At 74.2% G+C, this 19,991-nt stretch carries 19 protein-coding genes and 1 pseudogene; 8 read left to right on the plus strand and 12 right to left on the minus strand.

The features are described 5' to 3' along the window. Positions 1 to 382: 382 nt before the first annotated feature. Positions 383 to 1,081, minus strand: coding sequence for an HAD family hydrolase (locus WA762_RS04495; RefSeq protein WP_335933081.1), 699 nt, complete (start codon positions 1,079 to 1,081; stop codon positions 383 to 385). 574 nt (positions 1,082 to 1,655) lie between these two features. On the opposite strand from WA762_RS04495, the gene WA762_RS04500 reads away from it, so the two are divergent. Next, positions 1,656 to 2,330, plus strand: coding sequence for a ScbR family autoregulator-binding transcription factor (locus tag WA762_RS04500; RefSeq protein ID WP_335933083.1), 675 nt, complete (start codon positions 1,656 to 1,658; stop codon positions 2,328 to 2,330). 264 nt (positions 2,331 to 2,594) lie between these two features. Here the strand turns inward: WA762_RS04500 and WA762_RS04505 are convergent, their stop codons facing one another. From WA762_RS04505 to WA762_RS04520, 4 genes are all read right to left on the minus strand, one after another. After that, positions 2,595 to 3,101, minus strand: coding sequence for a nucleoside deaminase (locus WA762_RS04505; protein WP_335933085.1), 507 nt, complete (start codon positions 3,099 to 3,101; stop codon positions 2,595 to 2,597). Positions 3,102 to 3,152: 51 nt separating this feature from the next. Further along, positions 3,153 to 3,653: a nucleoside deaminase gene (locus WA762_RS04510; protein ID WP_335933086.1), complete on the minus strand. Its 501-nt coding sequence runs from the start codon at positions 3,651 to 3,653 to the stop codon at positions 3,153 to 3,155. Positions 3,654 to 3,807: 154 nt separating this feature from the next. Next, positions 3,808 to 4,278 carry a cyanase gene (gene cynS, locus WA762_RS04515; protein WP_335933087.1) on the minus strand — a complete coding sequence of 157 codons (471 nt, stop codon included), beginning with the start codon at positions 4,276 to 4,278 and terminating at the stop codon, positions 3,808 to 3,810. A gap of 78 nt (positions 4,279 to 4,356) precedes the next feature. Beyond that, the gene (locus WA762_RS04520) at positions 4,357 to 4,947 is read right to left on the minus strand and encodes a carbonic anhydrase (RefSeq protein ID WP_335933088.1); all 591 of its coding nucleotides are present in this window, start codon (positions 4,945 to 4,947) and stop codon (positions 4,357 to 4,359) included. 203 nt (positions 4,948 to 5,150) lie between these two features. Between WA762_RS04520 and cynR the strand changes: the two genes are divergently transcribed. Then, positions 5,151 to 6,083: a transcriptional regulator CynR gene (gene cynR / locus WA762_RS04525; protein ID WP_335933090.1), complete on the plus strand. Its 933-nt coding sequence runs from the start codon at positions 5,151 to 5,153 to the stop codon at positions 6,081 to 6,083. 15 nt (positions 6,084 to 6,098) lie between these two features. Continuing rightward, positions 6,099 to 6,743 (plus strand): GntR family transcriptional regulator, encoded by a 645-nt coding sequence (locus tag WA762_RS04530; protein WP_335933092.1) that lies wholly within the window; start codon positions 6,099 to 6,101, stop codon positions 6,741 to 6,743. A 9-nt stretch (positions 6,744 to 6,752) separates the two neighbouring features. Here the strand turns inward: WA762_RS04530 and WA762_RS04535 are convergent. Next, positions 6,753 to 8,386: pseudogene (locus tag WA762_RS04535) on the minus strand (SpoIIE family protein phosphatase). A 488-nt stretch (positions 8,387 to 8,874) separates the two neighbouring features. On the opposite strand from WA762_RS04535, the gene WA762_RS04540 reads away from it, so the two are divergent. Beyond that, positions 8,875 to 9,393: a transglycosylase SLT domain-containing protein gene (locus tag WA762_RS04540; RefSeq protein WP_335933094.1), complete on the plus strand. Its 519-nt coding sequence runs from the start codon at positions 8,875 to 8,877 to the stop codon at positions 9,391 to 9,393. A gap of 180 nt (positions 9,394 to 9,573) precedes the next feature. On the opposite strand, the gene WA762_RS04545 is transcribed toward WA762_RS04540, so the two are convergent. Together WA762_RS04545 and WA762_RS04550 are read right to left on the minus strand one after the other, a co-directional pair. Next, a complete protein-coding gene (locus WA762_RS04545; RefSeq protein WP_335933096.1) occupies positions 9,574 to 10,074 on the minus strand; it encodes a hypothetical protein in 501 nt (166 codons plus the stop codon). Positions 10,075 to 10,127: 53 nt separating this feature from the next. Then, positions 10,128 to 10,283 (minus strand): hypothetical protein, encoded by a 156-nt coding sequence (locus WA762_RS04550; protein WP_335933098.1) that lies wholly within the window; start codon positions 10,281 to 10,283, stop codon positions 10,128 to 10,130. A 220-nt stretch (positions 10,284 to 10,503) separates the two neighbouring features. Here WA762_RS04550 and WA762_RS04555 point away from each other — a divergent pair, with 220 nt between their 5' ends. The 4 genes from WA762_RS04555 (at position 10,504) to WA762_RS04570 (ending at position 15,719) form a co-directional block, all read left to right on the plus strand. After that, on the plus strand, positions 10,504 to 11,721 hold the full coding sequence (locus WA762_RS04555) for a PP2C family protein-serine/threonine phosphatase (protein WP_335933099.1): 1,218 nt from the start codon (positions 10,504 to 10,506) through the stop codon (positions 11,719 to 11,721). Between the two features lie 95 nt (positions 11,722 to 11,816). Continuing rightward, a complete protein-coding gene (locus WA762_RS04560; RefSeq protein ID WP_335933100.1) occupies positions 11,817 to 13,307 on the plus strand; it encodes a glutamate synthase subunit beta in 1,491 nt (496 codons plus the stop codon). A 160-nt stretch (positions 13,308 to 13,467) separates the two neighbouring features. Further along, positions 13,468 to 14,802, plus strand: coding sequence for a diaminopimelate decarboxylase (lysA, locus tag WA762_RS04565; RefSeq protein ID WP_335933101.1), 1,335 nt, complete (start codon positions 13,468 to 13,470; stop codon positions 14,800 to 14,802). Then, complete coding sequence (locus WA762_RS04570; protein ID WP_335933102.1) at positions 14,796 to 15,719, plus strand: LysR family transcriptional regulator; 924 nt, start codon at positions 14,796 to 14,798, stop codon at positions 15,717 to 15,719. Before lysA ends, WA762_RS04570 begins: the two co-directional genes overlap by 7 nt. A gap of 85 nt (positions 15,720 to 15,804) precedes the next feature. Here WA762_RS04570 and WA762_RS04575 read toward each other — a convergent pair whose 3' ends face one another. Genes WA762_RS04575 through WA762_RS04590 form a run of 4 tightly spaced genes read right to left on the minus strand, consistent with a single transcriptional unit; the run spans position 15,805 to position 19,983 of the window. Then, a complete protein-coding gene (locus tag WA762_RS04575) occupies positions 15,805 to 16,647 on the minus strand; it encodes a serine hydrolase (RefSeq protein WP_335933103.1) in 843 nt (280 codons plus the stop codon). Continuing rightward, entirely contained in the window at positions 16,644 to 18,260 is a 1,617-nt protein-coding gene (locus tag WA762_RS04580) for an N-acyl-D-amino-acid deacylase family protein (protein WP_335933104.1), read from the minus strand. Before WA762_RS04580 ends, WA762_RS04575 begins: the two co-directional genes overlap by 4 nt. Next, positions 18,260 to 19,033 (minus strand): amino acid ABC transporter ATP-binding protein, encoded by a 774-nt coding sequence (locus WA762_RS04585; protein ID WP_335933105.1) that lies wholly within the window; start codon positions 19,031 to 19,033, stop codon positions 18,260 to 18,262. The genes WA762_RS04580 and WA762_RS04585 overlap by 1 nt, the downstream gene beginning before the upstream one ends. Continuing rightward, a complete protein-coding gene (locus tag WA762_RS04590) occupies positions 19,030 to 19,983 on the minus strand; it encodes an amino acid ABC transporter permease (protein ID WP_335933107.1) in 954 nt (317 codons plus the stop codon). Before WA762_RS04590 ends, WA762_RS04585 begins: the two co-directional genes overlap by 4 nt. Positions 19,984 to 19,991 lie beyond the last annotated feature (8 nt).

The raw sequence follows: 19,991 nt of genomic DNA on the forward strand, positions 1-19,991 counted from the left end.
AAGCAGCGCTAATGTCAAATGTGACTGCATGCTGAGACTCGCGAACGGGCGCGCGGCGGGGCCGGGGTGGACCGGCGGGGCCGGTGGCCCGGGACCGGGGCCCCGGGGAGGGGTGGGGCCCCGGTCCGGGCCGTGCGCCCGGCACACGACGGTCGGGACGTGCTCGTGTGCCGGGCGCGGTTCGGCGGCGGCGGCGGACCTGCCCGTCGGTGCGGCCCCGGGGGGCGTGGCGTGTCTCACGTCCGGCGCCGCCCGCTGTCCGGTTCCGTTCGTGTCCGGTGTCGCGGGCCATGCGGCCCGGTGTCCGGCGCCGCTCGGCGGCCGGCGTCGCGGGGCCCGCCCGGGCCGGCCTCCGGGAGAGCGGTCGGGCGGGCCGGGCGGCTCACGCGGTGGGCGGCCCCGCCTCCGTGATCCAGGTCTGGGCCCAGGTCACCAGGGCCGGGTCGTTGAGGCCGTCGACCCAGAGGTCGGCCCGCTCCACCCCGCGCCCGGGGGGCCGGGGTCCGACGCCCATGACGCGCAGTCCCGCGCCGCGCGCGGACTCGATGCCGGTCAGGGAGTCCTCGACCGCCAGCGCGTCCTGCGGCCGGACGCCGCAGCGTTTCGCCGCCTCGGCGTAGACGTCCGGGCGGGGCTTGGGGCGCAACGAGCCGCCCGCCACGACGACATGGTCGAAGTGGCCGAGCAGCCCGGCGCGCCGAAGGCAGGACTCCACCATCTCCAGTGGGCAGTTGCTGGCGACCGCGAGCGGCAGATGGTGGGCCGTGAGGCCGACCAGGGCGGCCGCGCCCGGCATGGTGACCGGGTCCTCGTCGACCAGCGCCATGAAGTGCTGGAGGAGCGAATGGGTCATGTCATAGGTGAGTTCGGGCTTCCCGGTCTCCCGGGCCATGAGGCTTCCGCACTCGGTGTAGTGGACGCCCTGGGCGCGCTCGGCGAAGCCGGCCGGGGGTTTGAGGCCGAACTCCGCGAACACTCTGTTGCGGGCGTCCTGCCAGTGACGTTCGGTGTCCATCAGAGTGCCGTCGCAGTCGAAGACGATGGCGGCGGGGGACCAGTGGGGAATGGGATGAGCTGCCATTTCTGTGCCGTTCTCGGAAAGTGCGCCGACCGCGGCCCGATTCCGACGCGCGGTCACCCGGACCGCGGGAAGGCGCGTTGGACTGATGGGAAGGGAATTCGGGACGATCTTCGGTGATCGCGTGCGGAGGCGACAGATTTGCCTCCGTGGGGCTCGCCACCGCCGGATTTCATCCGTCTGTTCGGGGCGATCCCGGAAACATCGTGCCCACTACGTTAATTTCGTGGCCGAGCGGGGGGCAATCACTACTTCGAGTGTTTCGAGGCGGCGTGCTCGCGCTCCGGGCGTGAACGAAGTACTGGCCCGAGGGTGACTGTACGGAGTGGATTTCTCGTCCGGGCGGGCCGAACGGCCGGTGATATGGGGAAACCCGGTCATTTTCGGGGCGGCCGGGGCGGACCGGCGTGCGAGGGCTCCCCGGAAGCGCATGGGAAATTCCCCGTCGTCATCCGCCGTGCACGGTCGAAGAATAATAAAATCTCCGCACGATACGGCTCGGCGGCGCCGTCGACGCGCGGGCGCACTACTTCTTCGCGCCGCATGTATCGCATGAAATACCGAAGGTGGAACACACGTGCAGGACAGGGCGCGAACGACCCGGAGATCTCTGCTGGAAGCCGCGGCGCAGCTCTTCGTCGAACGGGGATATGCGGGAACGAGTGTCAATGACATAAGCGCCCGTTCGGGGAAGACCAGCGGGGCCGTCTATTTCCATTACTCCAGCAAGGAGAAACTCGCCCTCGCCGTGGTGCGGGAGCGGTTCGCCGCGTGGCCGCAGCTGGCGGTGCACTACACGGCCCCGGACGTGCCGCCGCTGGAAAGGCTCGTCGCCCTGAGCTTCGAGGTGGCCCGGGTGCTGTGCCGGGACGTGATCGCCCGCGCGGGCGCCCGTCTCTGGGCCGAGCGGCGCAGCATCGACGCGGTCGTGCCCACGCCGTTCGCGGTCTGGACCGCGGCCACCACCCGGCTGCTCGCCGACGCCCGGTCGAGGGGAGAGCTCGCCGAGGGGATCGAGCCGGCGCGGGTCGCCCCGGCGCTGGTGGGCGCCTTCTTCGGGCTGTACAGCCTGAGCGACGAGGCGTCGGGGGAGCAGGAGTTCGCGGCCCGGCTCGACCAGTGGTGGCGGCTCGTCCTGAACACGCTGCAGGCGTGCCCGGGGCCGGATGCCCTGATCGCTCGGGCGCGGGCCCGGCTGCCCGTCGGCGGTCCGCTCGCCCGCGGCGGCCGGCGGCCGGTCACCGGGGGATGACGGCCCGGGCGGACGCCGGGCGGCACTCGGCTCGACCGGAGACGCCCCGGCCGCCTCTCCCCGGGTGCCGGGATGCCGGGAGGGCGGCGGCCGGGGCGGAACGGCTCCATCCGGATGACATGGTGCGGCGGCCGGGGGAGGGCCCGCGTCAGGGCCGTGCGCGGCGCCGCCCGTGCGGCCGCGCGTGCCGCCGTTCGCGCCGACGTCCGTGCTGCCGTTCGTTCTGCCGTTTGTGCTGAGCGGGCCCGGGGGCGGCGCCCGTGATCACGGCCTCGGGCGTGCCGACGTGTGGAAGGCGTGGTGCATCTCCCGCAGCCGGTCGGCCTGCGCCGGCACGGGTCCCTGGACCACGATGCCCGGCACCACCTCCTGGACCGGCAGCGCGCGCACGGGGGACGACGGCACGCCCCACTCGTCCAGCCATCGCGTCAACTGGGCCGAGGAATGGGCGTAGACGATGCGGCCGAGGCCGGCCCAGCCGTGGGCGGCCGCGCACATGGGGCAGTGCTCGCCGGAGGTGAAGACCGTCGCCCCGGCCCGCTGCTCGGCCGTGAGATGCGCGGCGGCCCAGCGGGCCAGCTCGAACTCCGGGTGACGGGTGCGGTCGCCGAGGCTGTTCACACGGTTGCGGTCCTCGGCGAGGACCCGGCCGTCGCCGCCCACCAGGACCGAGCCGAAGGGCTCGTCCCCGGCGTTCAGCGCCTCGGCGGCCAGCCGCACGGCCCGCTCCAGATGACGGTGTTCCGCGCCGGTCGGTTCGACGGATGACAAGGGTCTCTCCTCGGGTACGGGGGGTGGGACGGGGTAGAGCGGCGGGGCGGCCTATGCCGCGGTCGGCGCGCCGGCGACCCGGCGGTTCCCGCCGTTGCGGTCCTGCCAGAGCCGGTACACGTCGACGGCCTCCTCGCGCGGATCATGCCGCATCGGCAGCCGGCGTTCCCGGTAGTCCTTCGCGAACTCGCCGTAGAAGGTGTCGAGCTCGAAGTACTTGCGGTCGTCCACGTAGTGCGGCTCGTACGCCTCCCGGGTGGTGAGGAAGACGACCTCGTCGGGCGAGCAGTAGTACAGCGCCCCCAGGCACATGGGGCATGGGTGGGCGAGCACATAAATGGTGGCGTCGGTCAGATGCTCGGTGCCGAGCTTCCGGCACGCCTCGCGAATGGCGAGGATCTCGGCGTGGGCGGTGGGGTCGTCGGTCTGGGCGACCCTGTTCGGGCTCTCGGCGAGGATCTCGCCGTCCTTGACGATGACGGTGGCGAAGGGGCGTCCGCCCTCTTCGACGTTCCGGCGGGCGATCTCGATGGTGTGTCGGGCGAAGTCCATGGGGCCTCCGATGAAAGGTGTGCGCCCGGCGGGGGCGGGCGGATCCGGTGATGGGGGGGGCGGGCCGGGGCGACCGCGGGCGGTGTGTCCCGGCCCGTCGGCCGGTGCCGCGCCTGCCGTGCCGTGCGTGCGTGGCCTTCGGCCTGATGGGCGGTCAGAAGGGCTTGGACGGCAGGTACTTGCCGTCCAGGGTGATCACGGCGCGCTCCCCGCCCTCGGGGTCGGCGACCTTCTTCACGTCCAGCCGGAAGTTGATCGCGCTGATGATGCCGTCGCCGAACTGCTCGTGGACGAGGGCCTTCAGGGTGGTGCCGTAGACCTGGAGCATCTCGTAGAAGCGGTAGATCGTCGGGTCGGTGGGAATTCCGCCGGGGATCGATCCCCGGGTCGGGATGGTCCGCAGCAGCATGGCCGCGTCGGCGTCCAGGTCCAGCAGCCGCGCCACGGCGTCGGCGGACTTCTCCGGGAGCGCCTGCTGGCCGAGGACCGCGGCCGTGACGAAGGCGACCGACAGCTCGGCGGCGTCGGCGATCTGCTGCCAGGTCAGGTCCTTGCGGGTCTTGGCCTCGACGGCGGCCGCGGCGAGGGCCGCGCGGGCGGTGGGGTCGAACTGGGCGTGGGGCATGGGGATTCCTTTCGGTGGCGCCGGCGCCGAGGCGGCCGGCGAGTTCTTCGGGGCGGCGAGGCCCGTCGCCCGGGCGGGTCAGGCCGCCGGGACGGCGGGGCCGACGGTCTCGACGGATCCGGTCGCGATGTCGAACACCCAGCCGTGCAGGGTGAGCGTCCGGGCGGCCAACGCGCGGGCCACCGAGGGATGGGTGACCAGGTTCCGCAGCTGCGCGGCGACATTGGCGCGGACCAGGGCCGCGGGTCCGGACGCGCCGTGCGCGTCGGGGACGACGGCGCGGGCGGCGTCCGCGTGCCGCAGCCAGCCGGCGACCGCCGGGGCTCCGCTCAGGTCGTGCTCCTCGGTCAGGGCGGTCATGGCGCCGCAGGCCGAGTGCCCGCAGACGACGGCGTCGGTGACGCCCAGCACGGAGACCGCGTACTCGATGCTCGCTGCGACACCGTCGGCGGCCGAGGTGTGGGCCGGAACCAGATTGCCCGCGGTGCGGACGACGAACAGCTCGCCGGGCTCGCTCTGGGTGATCAGCTCGGGCACCACGCGGGCGTCGGAGCAGCCGATGAACAGCGTCCTCGGCCGGTGCGTCGTGGCCAGCCGGGCGAACAGCCCCGCCTTCGCGGGGAAGACGTCGCGGCGGAAACGCTCGGAGCCGTCGGTGATGTCGTGCACGGTCACTCCCTTCGGTGGTCGCCGGCCTGGTGGGGCTGACGTGTTCCACCATGCATGACCTGCTGTTATAGAGTCCAAGTCATGTCGTCCATAGGTCGCATTGGTCTCATCTATGGCCTGGAGTCGGTCGGGGCGCGACCAGCGGGCATAGGCCGCGGTCGGGGTCCGCCGGGCGTTCGATCGTTCCGTTCTATACTCCGGGCATGGGTCCGGAACTGCGCCACCTCCGCTACCTGATCGCCGTGGTCGAGCACGGCAGCTTCACGCGCGCCGCCGATGACCTGCACATCTCCCAGCCCACGCTGTCGCAGCAGATCAGGCAACTGGAGCGGGCGGTCGGCGCCCAGCTGCTCGACCGCGGCGCGCGGGGCGTCCGCGCCACCGACGCGGGCGAGGTCTACGTGCGTCACGCGCGGCGCGCGCTCGGCGAGCTGGCGGCGGCCGACCGGGCCGTCCTCGACGTGGCCGACCTCTCCCGCGGGCATCTGCGCCTGGCGACGACGCCGACCTTCACCGCCTATCTCGTCGGGCCGCTCGCCCGGGAACTCCACACCCGCCACCCCGGCGTCACCCTGGACGTGCGGGAGATGACGCAGGACCGCATCGAGGCGAGTCTCCTGGCCGACGAGCTCGACCTCGGCATCGCGTTCGAGGGCGACCAGCTGCCCGGCATCGCGGCGACCCCGCTCTTCACCGAGACCCTCGGGCTGGTGGTCACCGCCCACCGCCCGGACGACCGGGCCGGACGGCCCGTGCCGGTCCAGGACCTCGCCGGACAGCGACTCGCGCTTCTCAGCAGCGACTTCGCCACGCGCACCCATATCGACGGCTACTTCGCCCGGCACCGGGTCAGCCCGCCGATCGCCGTGGAGGCCAACAGCATCCAGGCGCTGACGGAGATCGTGCAGCGCGTCGACCGGCTGGCCACCGTGCTGCCCGACGCGATCACCGACGACCACCCCCACCTCGCCCCCGTGCCGCTCGACCCCCCGCTGCCGACCCGGGTCGCCGCCCTGCTGCGCAGGGAGAGCGGGTACGAGAGCGCCGCCGCGCGCGCCTTCGCCCGGCTGGCGCGGGCCGTGGTCCGGGAACGCGGCTACGCACCGGCCCGGCCGGGCCCCGACGCCACCGACTGATGGGAGACCGACGACATGACAGCGCCTGGCGACTTCGAGCCCGAGTCGGAGAGGGTCACCCGGCAGTTGCGTGACGAGATCATCGACGGCGCCCGCCCGCCCGGCAGCAGACTCGTCGAGCGCGACCTGGCCGCGGAGCTCGGCGTGAGCAGGCTGCCCGTCCGGGAGGCTCTGAGGACCCTGGTGACCGAGGGACTCGTCACCCCGAGGCCGCGGACCTGGGCGGTGGTGCGGGAGTTCACCCCGACGGACGTCGCGGACCTCGACGAGGTCCGCGCGGCCCTGGAGACGATGACGTTCCGGCTCGCCGCCCAGCGGCGCACCCGCGCCGGACTGGCGGAGCTCCGCGCGGATCTCGACGCCGAGCTGGCGGCGGCGCGCGCGGGCGACGCCGTACGGGCGCGCCGGGCGGCAGCCGACTTCCACGAGACGGTGACGGCACTGGCCGGGAACGAGCTGCTGAACGAGCTCCAGGGCACCCTGCGCAGCAGGATGCGCTGGCTCCTGGCGCAGCACGACGACCTGGTGGCCGTCGCCGAGGAACACCAGGAACTGTACGAGGCGATCGCGGACCGGGACGTGCCCAGGGCCGAGGAGCTCGTCATGAAGCACCTGGCGACCGGGCGCGCCGCCGCGCGCCGCAAGCACGCGCGGGACTGAGCGCGGCGGTCACCGGGCCGGCTCGTCCGCGCGGACGCGGGAGGCCAGCACCGCGATGTCGTCCTCCGCGTCCGCGCCGTAGCGGCCGAGCACCTCGTCGAGCAGGTCCTCCAGCCGCCCGCCCGGCGGCATGCGCAGCTTTGCCAGCCGCCCGACGGACACGTCGATCGCCTCGTCCCGGCGCTCCACCAGCCCGTCGGTGTACATGAACAGCACGGTCCCGGGGCCGCACGGCAGCAGCAGGCTGTCGTACCTCCCGTACCCGGTGCCCAGCGGCGGTCCGACGGGCAGCTCCGGGACGCGGGCCGGCCCGTCCCCGGGAGCGAGGAGGACCGGCGGCAGATGCCCGGCGCTGGCCACCTCGCACACCCCCCGAGACCCGGTCGACCACCACGATCAGGCAGGTCGCCGCGCGGTCCAGGCCCGACCGCTCCACCATGGCGTCCAGCCGCTCCAGGATGCGGTGCGGCGGCAGGTCGTCCGCGGCCAGCAGCCGCAGCAGCGAGCGGTAGTGGCTCATGGCGACGGCTGCCTCCACCCCGTGCCCCATCACATCGCCCATCGCCTTGAGATGGCGTCCGTTCTGCAGCGGGATGACGTCGAACCAGTCCCCGCCGACCAGCACCCCGCGCTCGGCCGGCAGATAGCGGGTCGCGATCTCGATGCTCGGGTGCCGGCCGCGCGGTTCGGAGAGCAGCGAGCGCTGGAGTTCCAGCGCGATCGCGTGCTCGTGGGCGTATCTGCGGGCGTGGTCGAGGTCGATCGCCACCCGGCCGGCGAGTTCGCGGGCGACGGCCACGTCCTCCTCCTTGGTGAAGGAGGGGGAGTCGCCGATGCGGCCGAGCCCGAGCACGCCCTGCGAGCTCCCCCGGGCGGTGAGCGGGACGACGCACATCGAGTGCAGGCCCATGGCCCGGTAGACGGCCGCCCGTTCCGGGACCGGGCCGGACCGGTGGAGCTGATCGGCCGGGGGATTCTCCAGCACCGGCCGGTCGTCCGCCAGGGAACGCTGGACGACGGAGTCCCTCTGGTAGTCGATGTACTCGCCCGGCTCCTGGAACTTCCCGGCGACGAGGTCGCGGACCCGCGGCGACACGGCCAGGGCGGCGCACGGAGTGGCCGATCTCCGGCGGGAAGACCTCGACGGAAGCGACGTCGGCCAGCGCGGGCACCATGAACTCCGCCAGCTCCCGGCAGGTGGTGTCCATGTCCAGCGTGGTCCCGATGCCGGTGGACGCGACGTCGAGCATCGTCAGATAGCGGCGGGCGCGCTCCAGTTCCTCCCGCTGGTGGTGGGCCGAGCTGACCTCCAGCACGATGCCGATCAGGCCGATGTGGACGCCGTCGGCCTCGACCCGGTAGTAGCTGCCGCGCCAGTACCGCCTGTCCCTCCCCGGCAGGTCGCGGGTCAGGCCGCAGAACGTCGCGTCGCGGGGCAGTCCGTCCCGGAGCACCGCTCGCAGCACATGCTGGCGCTGGTCGAACTCCGGCAGCACGGACGCGATGCTCCGGCCGCGGTGCTCGGCCGCCGGCAGGCCGTTGATCAGGGCCTGCGCCGGGTTCACGTACAGGTAGCGCAGATCCGTGTCGTAGAGGGCGATCCCGGCCGGCGCCCCGTCGAAGAGGACCGGGAGGACGGACATGTCGAACGGCGGCGTCCCGGCGTGCGCTTCGGCCTGCACCTCAACCTCCTGGGCCGGGGCGGACCACCCGCCGCCCGGTTCTCCATCGTCGGCCGGACCGCACCGGCTCGCATCCGCACCGGCCGTTCCCCCGGCATGGCCGACGCGCCCCCGCACCGCCCGGAACCGGCCGCCGGATGTGATGCCACCCATAGGAGCCATGTCACATACGAAGGAGCTTCGCAGGACGCGCGGGCCGTCAAAGGAGAAGTAATGGCGCGAAATACGCAATAACGGACATCACGCCGAATCCGGTTAGTACGTCACATCCTTGCGCTCGTCCCGGTCGGCTGCCAACCATGGTCGGCATCGCGGGAAGCCGCGACCGGCCCGGGCGGATCCGCCCCGGGCGGCCCGTGCCACGGCACGGGAATCCGGCCCCGCGGGCCGCCGGGACCGAGACCGGCAGGCCGCACACGACCTTCCCCCACCTGGAGAGTTCCTTCCGCATGACGACGCACACGCAGATCCGCTCCAGCCGCATCGCCCGTCTTCGCACCCTGTCCGTCGCCGGTGTCGCCACCCTCGGCGCCGCGGCCGCGGCCCTCACGCTGACGTCGACGTCCGCGCAGGCCGCCGAGCCGGCCGCGGTGAGCGCCGCCGCGGCCAAGGCCCCGACGGACGCCCGCCAGGCCGCCCCGGGCCACGCGGACAACCTCGACGGCTGGATCAAGGAGTCGCTGGCGATCATGAAGGCCAAGGGCATCCCCGGCAGCTACGAGGGGCTGCACCGCAACATCATGCGGGAGTCGAGCGGCAACCCGAACGCCCAGAACGGCTGGGACGTCAACGCGAAGAACGGCACCCCGTCCAAGGGGCTGCTCCAGGTCATCCAGCCGACCTTCGACGCCTACCACGTCGACGGCACCGCGCACGACCTCACCAACCCGGTCGCCAACATCACCGCGGCCGCCAACTACGCCGCCCACCGCTACGGCTCGATCGACAACGTCGACTCGGCGTACTGAGCCGCCGGCCCCGGCCTCCCCGGCCCGGTGTCCGCTCCCCGACGCCCATGACGCCGGGCCCACGGCCGGCACGGACCGCGCGACGCCGCGGACCGTGCCGGTCGTCGGGTTCCGCGGCCTTCACGGACCCGTGCGGGACCGGCGCCGACGGTGTCCGACGTCCCCCGGCCCGCTTCGGCCCTACCCGGGCCGCTCCCCGCCGCCTCGTCGCCCGCCGCCCCACCGGATCCAGTGCGCCCGGCGCTGATAGCGGGCGACCGGCGGCGCGACCGGGGCGCGGTCCCCGGCCGGCGGCGAGCCGCCGGGCGAGGGCGGAACGGGGGGAGGGGACGGGGGCGCGGAACGGGGAGACCCGGGGACGCCGGGCGCGGCCGGGGCGGTGGCGTCGTCCGGCGGACGGAGTCCTTCCGCCCGGTACCGGGTCGTCGCGATGCTCTCGACGAGCTGCTCCTCGGTGAAGCTCTCCGATCCGGGCACATGGGGCACGAAGCCGATGAGCACCCCGTCGGAGACGATCTCCGCGTCGAGCCCCGACGCCCCGTCGACGTCCCACAGCGCCTCGATCCCCTCGTCGAGGACCACGCGGATGCCGAACTCGTAGACGCCCGCCTCCACGAGGTGCGCCATCACCTCCCGCGCCCGGAGCGCCGCGACCATCCGTTCGGCCCGCTCCTCGTCCACGGCACACCTCCCTCCGGCCCCCGGCGGCGGCCGCCACGGGCCGCGGCGCCGGTTCAGCCTTCGGCGTCCCCCTCCAGGCGCTCGCCCTCCGCCTGGGACGGCTGGGTGCGTGTCGTGGCGGGGTGCCGCGGTTCGGCCGGGTTCAGATCCTCGTCCAGGCGCTCGCCCTCGGCCTGCGACGGAGTCGGGTACTCCTCGTTCACCTTCATGACCGCCTCCACGGTCGGAACGCGCGGGTACATGACACTGCCCGCATTCCGAGCCTAACGCGCGGACCGGCAGGCGGCCCGGCCGCGAGGCCCCGCCGGGAGCGCGCCCCCCGGCGGGGCGCGGACGCCCGCGCGGGCCGCCGCCCCGCCCCGCCCCGGCCGGGCGCGGCACACGGCCGCCGAGTCGTGAGGCGCACGGTCACGGTGCACTGTGGAAGACGTGAGGATCGGCGAACGCTTCACGTCTCTGCGGGAATCATGGCGGCCGGGCCATGGGCTGCTGGTGCTGCCCCTCGCCCTGATCGCCCTGATCACCGTCCTGGACATCCTCTCGGGGAAGGACGTCCAGCTCGGACCGCTGCTGGTGATCGCGCCCGCGCTCAGCGCGTCCTTCGCGGGCCCGACGCTGACCGCGGTGATCGGGGCGCTGGCCGTGGCGGCCGAGACGTTCATAGTCCAGCACCTCGGCGTGCTGGAGACCCGGAACTCGGCGGTGCAGATCAGCGCCATCGCCGTGCTCAGCACGCTGACCGTGTTCTTCTGCCTGGCGCGGGAACGGCGCGGCAGACAGCTCGCCCAGGTGCGGACGGTGGCGGAGGCCGCACAGCAGGTGCTGCTGTGGCCGCTGCCCGAGCGCATCGGCCCCCTGCGGGTCGCCTCCCTGTACCTCCCCGCCGAGGACGAGGCCCTGATCGGCGGGGACCTCTACGCGATCACCCGGGTCGAGGGCGGGACCCGGGTGCTGATCGGTGACGTGAGGGGCAAGGGCCTGGCCGCGATCGGGGAGGCCGCCGTCCTGCTCGGCGCGTTCCGGGAGGCCGCCCACCAGCAGACCGCCCTGCCCGCGCTCGCCTCGGCCCTCGAACGGAGCGTCTCCCGCTACCAGGCCGACTTCGAACCGGAGGGCGAGGCCGGCGAGCCCTTCGTCACCGCGCTGCTGCTGGAGATCCCCGACGAGGGCACCATCGGCCGGATGACCAGCTGCGGTCACCCCCCGCCCCTGCTGCTGGGCGCGGGACGCTCCGTCACCGTGCCGCGGCTGCGCCCCGCGCCGCCGCTGGGGGTCGGCGCCCTCGGGCCGGCCCAGTACCCCGTCGACCCGTTCGACTTCGGGGACGGCGACACCCTGCTCCTCTACACCGACGGAGTCATCGAGGCCCGGGACCGGGGCGGGGCGTTCTACCCCTTCGCGGAACGGGCCGCCCGGTGGACCGATTCCTCCCCGGAGGTCCTCGTCCACCACCTGCGGCGCGATCTCCTCGCCCATGTCGGCGGCAGGCTGGGCGACGACGCGGCCGTCATCGCCATCCGCCGTCAGCCCGTCGTCGCCGAGCCGCACCCCTTCGTGAAGGCCGTCCATCTCGACGGGGTCCGCGGCGGCGCCGGCGACCCGGTCGCGAGGGCCGACGGGGACGGGCCGGGCGCGTCGGCCGCGTGACCCGGGACCGGCCGTCCGCGCGGATGGCCGCGGGCGTCCCCGGGCGTACGCTGGCCGTAACGCCTGTGCACCGCGAGGGCGACGGAGGCGGAGGCATGACCGACCCCCACGGCTTTCTCAGGACCGATCGCCGGCCCGTTCCGGGCCGCCCCGTGCGGGAACGGCTGGGCGACTGGAGCGAGGTCCACGCGGGGCAGGCCCGGCTGCCCCTCGTGTCCGAACAGGCGGGACGCTGCATGGACTGCGGCATCCCCTTCTGCCACAGCGGCTGCCCCCTGGCCAACCTCATCCCCGAGTGGAACGCCTACGCGCGCAAGGGCGACTGGCGCGCCGCGGCCGAGCGGCTGCACGCGACGAACAACTTCCCCGAGTTCACCGGCCGGCTCTGCCCGGCGCCGTGCGAGGACGCCTGCGTCCTGTCCATCAACGCCGACCCCGTGACGATCAAGGACGTGGAGCACGCCATCGCCGACGAGATCTGGGCGCGCGGATACGCGGAGCCGCGACCGCCCGGACGGCTCACCGGCCGGTCCGTGGCGGTCGTGGGCTCCGGACCGGCCGGACTCGCGGCGGCCCAGCAGCTCACCCGCGCCGGCCACGCCGTCACCGTCTACGAACGCGCCGACCGCGTCGGCGGACTGCTGCGCTACGGCATCCCCGCGTTCAAGCTGGAGAAGCACCACGTGGACCGCCGCGTCGAGCAGATGCGGGCGGAGGGCACCGAGTTCCGCACCGACGCGGACGTGGGCGACGGCGTCGACGCCCGCGCGCTCGTGGAGCGGCACGACGCGGTCGTCGTCGCCGTCGGGGCCGCGGAGCGCAAGGAACTGCCCGTCCCGGGCCGGGAGCTGCACGGCATCCACCAGGCCATGGACTACCTGACCGCGGCTAACCGGGTCGCGGAGGGCGACCGGGACGTCCCCGGCATCACCGCCGAGGGCCGGCACGTCGTGATCATCGGCGGCGGCGACACCGCCTCGGACTGCCTGGGCACCGTCCTGCGCCAGGGCGCCGCCTCCGTCGCGCAGCTCGACATCAATCCCGAGCCCGGCCCCGTCCGCCCGGACACCGAGCCCTGGCCGGTGCGCCCCAAGGTCTACCGCGTGTCCCACGCCCACGAGGAGGCCCGGGACCGGGACGGCGCGGACCCCAGGCGCTTCTGCGCCGCCACCCTGGGCTTCGACGACGACGGCCGGGGCCGCGTGCGCGCGCTGCGCCTGGTGGAGGTGACGCCCGGGGACCGGGCGCCGCGGCCGGGCACGGAGCATGTGATCCCCGCCGACCTGGTCCTGCTGGCCCTCGGCTTCCACGGTCCGCGACGCGACGGGGGACTGGTGCGGCAGCTCGGCCTCGTCCTCGACGACCGGGGGAACTACGCCCGCGACGCCGCCTTCGGCGCGGTGACGACCGACGCGGCCCGCCCGGCCGGGGTGTTCGTCGCGGGCGACGCGGGACGCGGCCAGTCCCTCATCGTCTGGGCCATCGCGGAGGGACGCTCCGCCGCCGCGGCGACGGACCGCTACCTCAGCGGCTCCACGACGCTCCCCGCCCCCGTGGCGCCGCACGACCGGCCCCTGGCCGCCTGAGCCCCGGCCGCCCCCCAGCCCCTGCCCGGTACGCGCCCCGCCCGGCCGCCCCGCCCCCGCGGCGTCGAAGAACATGAGGCTCAGCCACGGAAGAATGCGCTTTTGTGTCCCCTCCCGCAGGCCGGAGGATGGCCGGGAACCGGCCCACAGGGGAGGAACCATGACGTCAGCCATCGAAACGGGGCTGCTGCCCCTCACGGCCGAGGCCCGCCCCGGCGGACTCGCCGTCGGGGGCGTCCCGCTCGTCGACCTCGCGGAGCGCTTCGGCACCCCGCTGTTCGTCTACGACGAGGAACACCTGCGCCGCCGCTGCCGGGAGGCGGTCGCCGCCTTCGGCCAGGACAACGTCGCCTACGCCTCCAAGGCGTTCCTGTGCACGGCGATGGCCCGTCTCGCCCACGAGGAGGGGATGCTGCTCGACGTCGCCTCCGGCGGCGAACTGCGGGTGGCCCTGCACGCGGGCGTGCCGGCCGACCGGATCGTGCTGCACGGCAACAACAAGAGCGAGACGGAACTGCGCACGGCGATGACGGCCGGGCTGCGCCACATCGTGGTCGACAGCCTCGACGAGATGGACCGCATCGAGCGGCTGCACGCAGAGGAACGGCTGCCGCCCGCGCACGTACAGCTGAGGGTCGCCCCGGGCGTCGCCGCGGGCGCGCACGAGGCGATCAGGACCGGCGGCCACGACTCCAAGTTCGGCTTCGGCCTGGCGGACGGGGCCGCCGCACACGCCGTGCGGCGGGCCGGCGGGTCCCCGGCGATGATCCTGGACGGCATCCACGCGCACGTGGGCTCCCAGGTCCTGGACACCGCCGAGCTCGCGGCGGGCGCCGCGGCCGTGGCGCGGTTCGCGGTCGAGACGGGCGCCCCCCGGCTGACCGTCGGCGGCGGCCTCGGCGTCGCCTACGAGGCCGGGCAGACCGTGCCCTCGTTCGCCGACTGGGCCACCGCGGTGCGGAGCGCCGTCCGGGAGGCGGGCTGGCACGGCGAGGTCACGGTGGAGCCCGGAAGGTCCATAGCCGCCCGCGCCGGACTGACCCTGTACCGGGTCGGGACGATCAAGCGGATCGAGGGCGTGCGGACCTACGTCGGGGTCGACGGCGGGATGAGCGACAACCTGCGCCCCGCCCTGTACGGCAGCCGCTACGAGGTCTTCCTGCCGCGCAGTCCGCACGCGCCGCGGCCCTGGCGGGCGCGCCTGGTCGGCAAGCACTGCGAGAGCGGCGACGTGATCGTCGACGACGCCGCCCTGCCCGCCGGGACCGCCGTCGGGGACGTCCTGGCCACCCCGGTCACCGGCGCCTACGGATACGCCATGGCGTCCAACTACAACAAGCTGCCGCGCCCGGCGGTCGTCTTCGTCCGCGACGGCGCGGTCCGCACCGTGGTGCGCCGCGAGACCGAGGAGGACCTGCTGCGTCTGGACGTCGACGAACCCGCGGGCCCCCTGGGGCGTTCCGCGCCGATACCGCCTAGTCTGACCCGATGCTGAACAGTGCCCGACTGCTCGTCCTGCTGGAGATAGCCCGCACGGGCACCATCGTGGCCGCGGGCCGGGCGCTGCACCTGAGCCCGTCCGCGGTCTCGCACCAGCTCGCCCGGCTGGAACAGGAGGTCGGGGCCGCGCTGGTGGAACGTCAGCCGCAGAGCCTGCGGCTGACTGCGGCCGGGGCACGGCTGGCCGAGCACGCGCAGGCCGTCGCCGATCTGATGGCCGTCGCGCAGGACGACCTGCGCGCGCACTCCGCCGGCGAGGCGGGCGTGCTCCGGGTGGGGTTCTTCGCCTCGTCGGGCCTGGAACTGCTGCCGCGGGCCCTGTCCGCCTTCGCGGCCGAGCGGCCGAACGTCGAACTGGAGCTGATCCTGGGGCAGCCGCACGAGACGGTGCCCGATCTGGAGGCCGGCCGGCTCGACGCGGCGGTCGTCTTCGAACACCCGCTGGACCCCTGGTGCCGGCACGCGGGCGTCGACGTCGAGATGTTCTTCGACGAACCCCAGCTGGTGGTCCTCCCGTTGGGCCACCGCTTCGGCCGGCGCACCGCCGTCCGGCTCGCCGCCCTGGAGGGGGAGACCTGGATCGGGACGCACGGCGGCCGCACCGGCGAACCGGTGCTGGAACGCGCCTGCGCGACCGAGGGGTTCCGCCCCCGGATCCGCTGCCGCACCGACCACTACCAGGTCACGGTCAACCTGGCCCGGGCCGGCATGGGCATCGCGCTCGTCCCGGCCCTCGGGCTCGGGGACAGCACGGGGGTCCACGTCTGCCGGCTGGACCATCCCCGGCTGCACCGCCGGATCGGCGTCGCGACCCGGCCCACCAACCGCAACCCGCTGCTGCGGATCTTCCTCGCGGAACTGCGGTCGGCGGCCGAGGAGATCAGCTCCCTGCTGGAGATGCAGTGGTCCTGACGGGACCGGGCCGTCCCCTCCCCTCGCGGGGCGGGGACGGCCCGGTCCCGCGAGAGGAGAGGCGGCCCGGCCTCCCGTCGCTCCGTCAGGGTGCGGAGCGGCCGGCGCAGGCCGCCAGAGTGCGGCCGACGTCCCGCACGGCGTGCACCGCGGCCCGCTCCGCGCCCGGCCCCAGCCCCGTGTCCCAGTGCGCCACCACCCCGTACGCGAGCCGGCGGGCCCCGACGATGACTCCGGCGTCCGCGCGGACCCCGGTGTCGGTGCCGGTCTTGTTGGCCACCAGCAGCCCGCCGGGCAGCGGATCGGGGAAACCGGGCGCGTAGGGGTCGTGGTCCACCAGGGCCGGGACCAGCCCGTGGTCGGTGTTGGCCCGCATCCACCCCAGCAGCCGCGCCGAGGCCGAGGGGGAGACCATCGTGCCGCGCGCCGCGTGCGTCACCAGCCGCGCCAGATCCCGCGCGGTGCCGGTGGCGAACACCGGCGGCACGTCCGGGCCGCGCACGTCGCGGACCCGGTCGTGGAGCGTGAGGCGGTCCAGCCCCAGCCGCTGCGCCAGCCGGGCCGTGGACTCCCGGCCCACCAGCCGCAGCAGCGCGTTGGTGGCGGTGTTGTCGCTGACCGAGGCGGTCAGCCAGGCCAGGTCCTCGACGCTCCAGCCGCCCCGGCTCATCCGGCGCAGCAGCCCGGTGCCGTCCGCGCGGTCCTCGTCGAGCACCTCGACGAGCCGCCCGGCCGGCAGCTCACCGCTGTCCAGCCGGCGGGACACCTCGGCGAGCAGCAGCAGCTTCGAGGTGGACGCGACCGGCAGCACCACGTCGTCGTCGACCCCCACCGCGCCGCCCCCGTCCACGTCGACGGCGGCGACGGCCAGGGTGAGCGGCAGCGCCGCCGACCGCCGTGCCGCCGCGGCCACCTGGGACAGACTCATCGGACCCTCACCACTTCCCCCGCCCGCTCCGCGGTCGGGCGGCCGTCCCGGACCGCGACCCGCCCCGCGACCACCACGGTACCGACGCCCTCGGGCGTCAGCAGCGGGCGGTCGAACGTGGCGCGGTCGCACACCGTCTCCGGATCGAACACCACCAGGTCCGCGACCGCGCCGTCGCGGACCTCCCCGCGACCCGTGAGACCGAACCGCCGGGCCGGCAGCCCCGACATCTTGTGCACCGCCCGCTCCAGCGACAGCAGCCGCTCGTCGCGCGCGTAATGACCGAGCACCCGGGCGAAGCTCCCCGCCCAACGGGGGTGCGGGCGGCCGGGCTTGGGGACCCCGTCCGAGCCGATCATCGACAGCGGACCGGCCAGCACCCGCCGGACGTCGTCCTCGCGCATGGAGTGGCTGATGATGGTCACCTCGCCCCGCTCGGCCAGCAGCAGGTCGCACACGTAGTCCACCGGGTCGACGCCCTGCTCGGCGGCGAGATCGGCGACCCGGCGGCCCTCGGCGTCCGGGCGGGACCGCGCGGCGGCCACCGCGATGAGGTCCCAGCCGCCGTTGCCCACGGTGTTCTCCCACCCCGCGACGCCCGCGGCGATGTCCGCCCGGATCCGGTCGCGGACGTCGCCGCGGCGCAGCCGCTCCAGCAGCGCGCCGACGCCGCCCTCGCTCGCCCACGGCGGCAGCATCGCGTGCAGCACGGTGCTGCCCGCGGTGTACGGGTACACGTCGCACAGCACGTCCACGCCCTCGGCGCGGGCCCGCTCCAGCCGGGGCAGGGTGCGCAGCGTGGCGCCCCAGGCGTGCCGGCCCGCCGTCTTGTGGTGGGAGACCTGGAGCGCGGCGCCGGAACGCCTCGCGATCTCCAGCGCCTCCTCCAGGGCCGGTTCCACCTGCGCCATCTCGTCGCGCAGATGGGTGACGTAGGGCTTGCCGCGGCGGGCGGCGACGGCGGCCAGCGCGACGATCTCCTCGGTGTCGGCATAGGTGCCGGGCGGATAGATCAGCCCGGTGGACAGGCCCGCCGCGCCCTGCGCCAGCGCCCGGTCGAGCAGGGCGCACATGGCGTCCAGCTCGTCGGGCCGGGGCGGGCGGGCCTCGAAGCCCATCACCCCGGCGCGCAGCGTGCCGTGGCCGACGAGCGAGGCGATGTGGTTGTGCCGCAGCGCCGGATCCTGACCGGCGGCGAACGCGTCGAAGTCCACCGCGGGCCGGACCGGACCGATTCCGAACGTCACCCGGAGGTGTTCGGCCAGTTCGGGCAGCCGCTCCGGCAGCGACGGGAACAGGCTGGTCCCGCAGTTGCCGCAGATCTCCGTGGTGACGCCCTGGAGCAGCGGCGCGAGACGCAGCTCGTCGGCCGGCGCCGGGGCGCCGTCGCCGAGGGGCGCGGCCAGGGCGTCGGAATGGGTGTGCACATCGATGAACCCGGGGGCGACGACCCGGCCGGACACGTCCAGGACCTCGGCCGCGGCCGCCTCCGTCCCGGCCGGGAGCACGGCGATCCGTCCGTCGGCGACCGCGACGTCCGCCTCCCGGGCGGGCGCGCCGGTGCCGTCGACGAGCGTCCCGCCGCGCAGCAGCAGATCCAGGGGGCGGCCCATCACAGCACCGTCGACAGGAAGGCCCGCGTGCGCGCGTGGCGCGGGGAGGTGAACAGGAGGTCCGGGCTCCCCGACTCGACGACGGCGCCCCGGTCCATGAACAGGACCCGGTCGGCGACCTCGCGGGCGAAGCCCATCTCGTGCGTGACCACGATCATCGTCATGCCCCGGCGGGCCAGATCGCGCATGACGCCCAGGACCTCGCCGACGAGTTCGGGGTCGAGCGCGGAGGTCGGCTCGTCGAAGAGCATCAGGGCGGGCTCCATGGCCAGCGCGCGGGCGATCGCCACCCGCTGCTGCTGACCGCCCGACAGCTGCGCCGGGTAGTGGTCCGCCCGGTCCGCGAGACCGACCTCGGCGAGCAGTTCCTGGGCCCGCTTCGCGGCCTCGGCGCGGGAACGCCCCTTCACGGCGACCGGGCCCTCCATCACGTTCTGCACCGCCGTGCGGTGCGGGAACAGGTGGAACCGCTGGAACACCATGCCGATCCGTTCCCGCTGGCGCCGGATGTCGCGCGGGCGGCGCTCGCGCAGGACCCGGCCGGACGGGCCGTGCTGCTCGTAACCGATCAGCTCGCCGTTCATCCACACCCGGCCCGCGTCGATTCCCTCCAGGTGGTTGAAGCAGCGCAGCAGGGTCGACTTGCCGGAGCCGGAGGGGCCGATGACGCACAGCACCTCGCCGCTGCGGACATCCAGGTCGATGCCCTTCAGCACCTCGGTGTCGCCGAACCGCTTGCGGACCCCGCGGGCCCGGAGAATCACGTCGCTCATGCCGTCGCTCCCTTCCCGCCGGTACGTCCGGGCCGCAGATCGGCCAGGATCCTGCGCCGCAGCGACGGGGCGGCCCCCGGGCTGTAGCGGCGTTCGATCGCGTGCTGCCCGATGCTGGCGACCGTCGTGAGGGCCAGGTACCAGAAGGACGCCACCAGCAGCAGCGCCACCACCTCGAAGTTGGCGAGGTAGAGGTGCTGGGAGACGGTCATCAGGTCGGAGCCCGCGATGACCGACACCAGCGAGGTCGTCTTGAGCATGGAGATGAACTGGTTGCCGAACGGCGGGACGATGACCCGCATCGCCTGCGGCAGGACGACCCGGAACAGGATCTGCCGGTTCGACATGCCGAGGGACGCCCCGGCCTCGCGCTGGCCGGGATCCACGCTCCCGATGCCCGCCCGTACGATCTCGGCCATGTAGGCGCCCTCGTTGATCGAGAGCCCGAGCAGCGCCGCCACGAAACCGGTGATCACCTGGTTCGACTGCCAGCTGATCAGCTTCGGCCCGTCGAAGGGGACCCCGATGCTGATCACCGGGAACAGCAGCGCCAGGTTGAACCAGAAGATGAGCTGGACCAGCAGCGGGGTGCCCCGGAAGAACCAGGTGTACGCACCGGCCGTGAACCGCAGCACCGGACTGTCGGAGAGCTGCATCACCGCGACGACGACCCCGATGACCACGCCGACGGCCATCGAGACGAGGGTGAGCTGGACCGTCACCCACAGGCCCTGGAGGATCACCCCGTCGAACTGGTACTGGGCGACGATGTCCCAGTGCAGATGGGGATTGACGATGACGGTGTACGCGATCCACACCGCGAACAGCGCGGCGGCCAGCACCGCCAGCCAGCGTCCCGGCCGGGGCCGGCGGCTCAGCCGCAGGGCGAGGTCGTCGTCGGGCGCGGCCGCCCCTTCGGCGGGCGCCTCGGACGTCTTCTGATACGTCATGTCCGTTC

Origin of the sequence: Streptomyces tyrfis (genome assembly GCF_037034285.1) — a bacterium.
In the GTDB taxonomy this organism is placed as follows: domain Bacteria; phylum Actinomycetota; class Actinomycetes; order Streptomycetales; family Streptomycetaceae; genus Streptomyces.

Excerpts from the sequence above, each read along its gene's own strand:
- WA762_RS04585 (WP_335933105.1), bottom strand. The coding sequence starts at position 19,033 with ATGAGCGACGTGATTCTCCGGGCCCGCGGGGTCCGCAAGCGGTTCGGC.
- WA762_RS04510 (WP_335933086.1), bottom strand. The coding sequence starts at position 3,653 with ATGGACTTCGCCCGACACACCATCGAGATCGCCCGCCGGAACGTCGAA.
- WA762_RS04570 (WP_335933102.1), top strand. The coding sequence starts at position 14,796 with ATGCTGAACAGTGCCCGACTGCTCGTCCTGCTGGAGATAGCCCGCACG.
- lysA (WP_335933101.1), top strand. The coding sequence starts at position 13,468 with ATGACGTCAGCCATCGAAACGGGGCTGCTGCCCCTCACGGCCGAGGCC.
- cynR (WP_335933090.1), top strand. The coding sequence starts at position 5,151 with ATGGGTCCGGAACTGCGCCACCTCCGCTACCTGATCGCCGTGGTCGAG.
- WA762_RS04560 (WP_335933100.1), top strand. The coding sequence starts at position 11,817 with ATGACCGACCCCCACGGCTTTCTCAGGACCGATCGCCGGCCCGTTCCG.
- cynS (WP_335933087.1), bottom strand. The coding sequence starts at position 4,278 with ATGCCCCACGCCCAGTTCGACCCCACCGCCCGCGCGGCCCTCGCCGCG.
- WA762_RS04540 (WP_335933094.1), top strand. The coding sequence starts at position 8,875 with ATGACGACGCACACGCAGATCCGCTCCAGCCGCATCGCCCGTCTTCGC.
- WA762_RS04590 (WP_335933107.1), bottom strand. The coding sequence starts at position 19,983 with ATGACGTATCAGAAGACGTCCGAGGCGCCCGCCGAAGGGGCGGCCGCG.
- WA762_RS04530 (WP_335933092.1), top strand. The coding sequence starts at position 6,099 with ATGACAGCGCCTGGCGACTTCGAGCCCGAGTCGGAGAGGGTCACCCGG.
- WA762_RS04495 (WP_335933081.1), bottom strand. The coding sequence starts at position 1,081 with ATGGCAGCTCATCCCATTCCCCACTGGTCCCCCGCCGCCATCGTCTTC.
- WA762_RS04575 (WP_335933103.1), bottom strand. The coding sequence starts at position 16,647 with ATGAGTCTGTCCCAGGTGGCCGCGGCGGCACGGCGGTCGGCGGCGCTG.
- WA762_RS04550 (WP_335933098.1), bottom strand. The coding sequence starts at position 10,283 with ATGAAGGTGAACGAGGAGTACCCGACTCCGTCGCAGGCCGAGGGCGAG.
- WA762_RS04580 (WP_335933104.1), bottom strand. The coding sequence starts at position 18,260 with ATGGGCCGCCCCCTGGATCTGCTGCTGCGCGGCGGGACGCTCGTCGAC.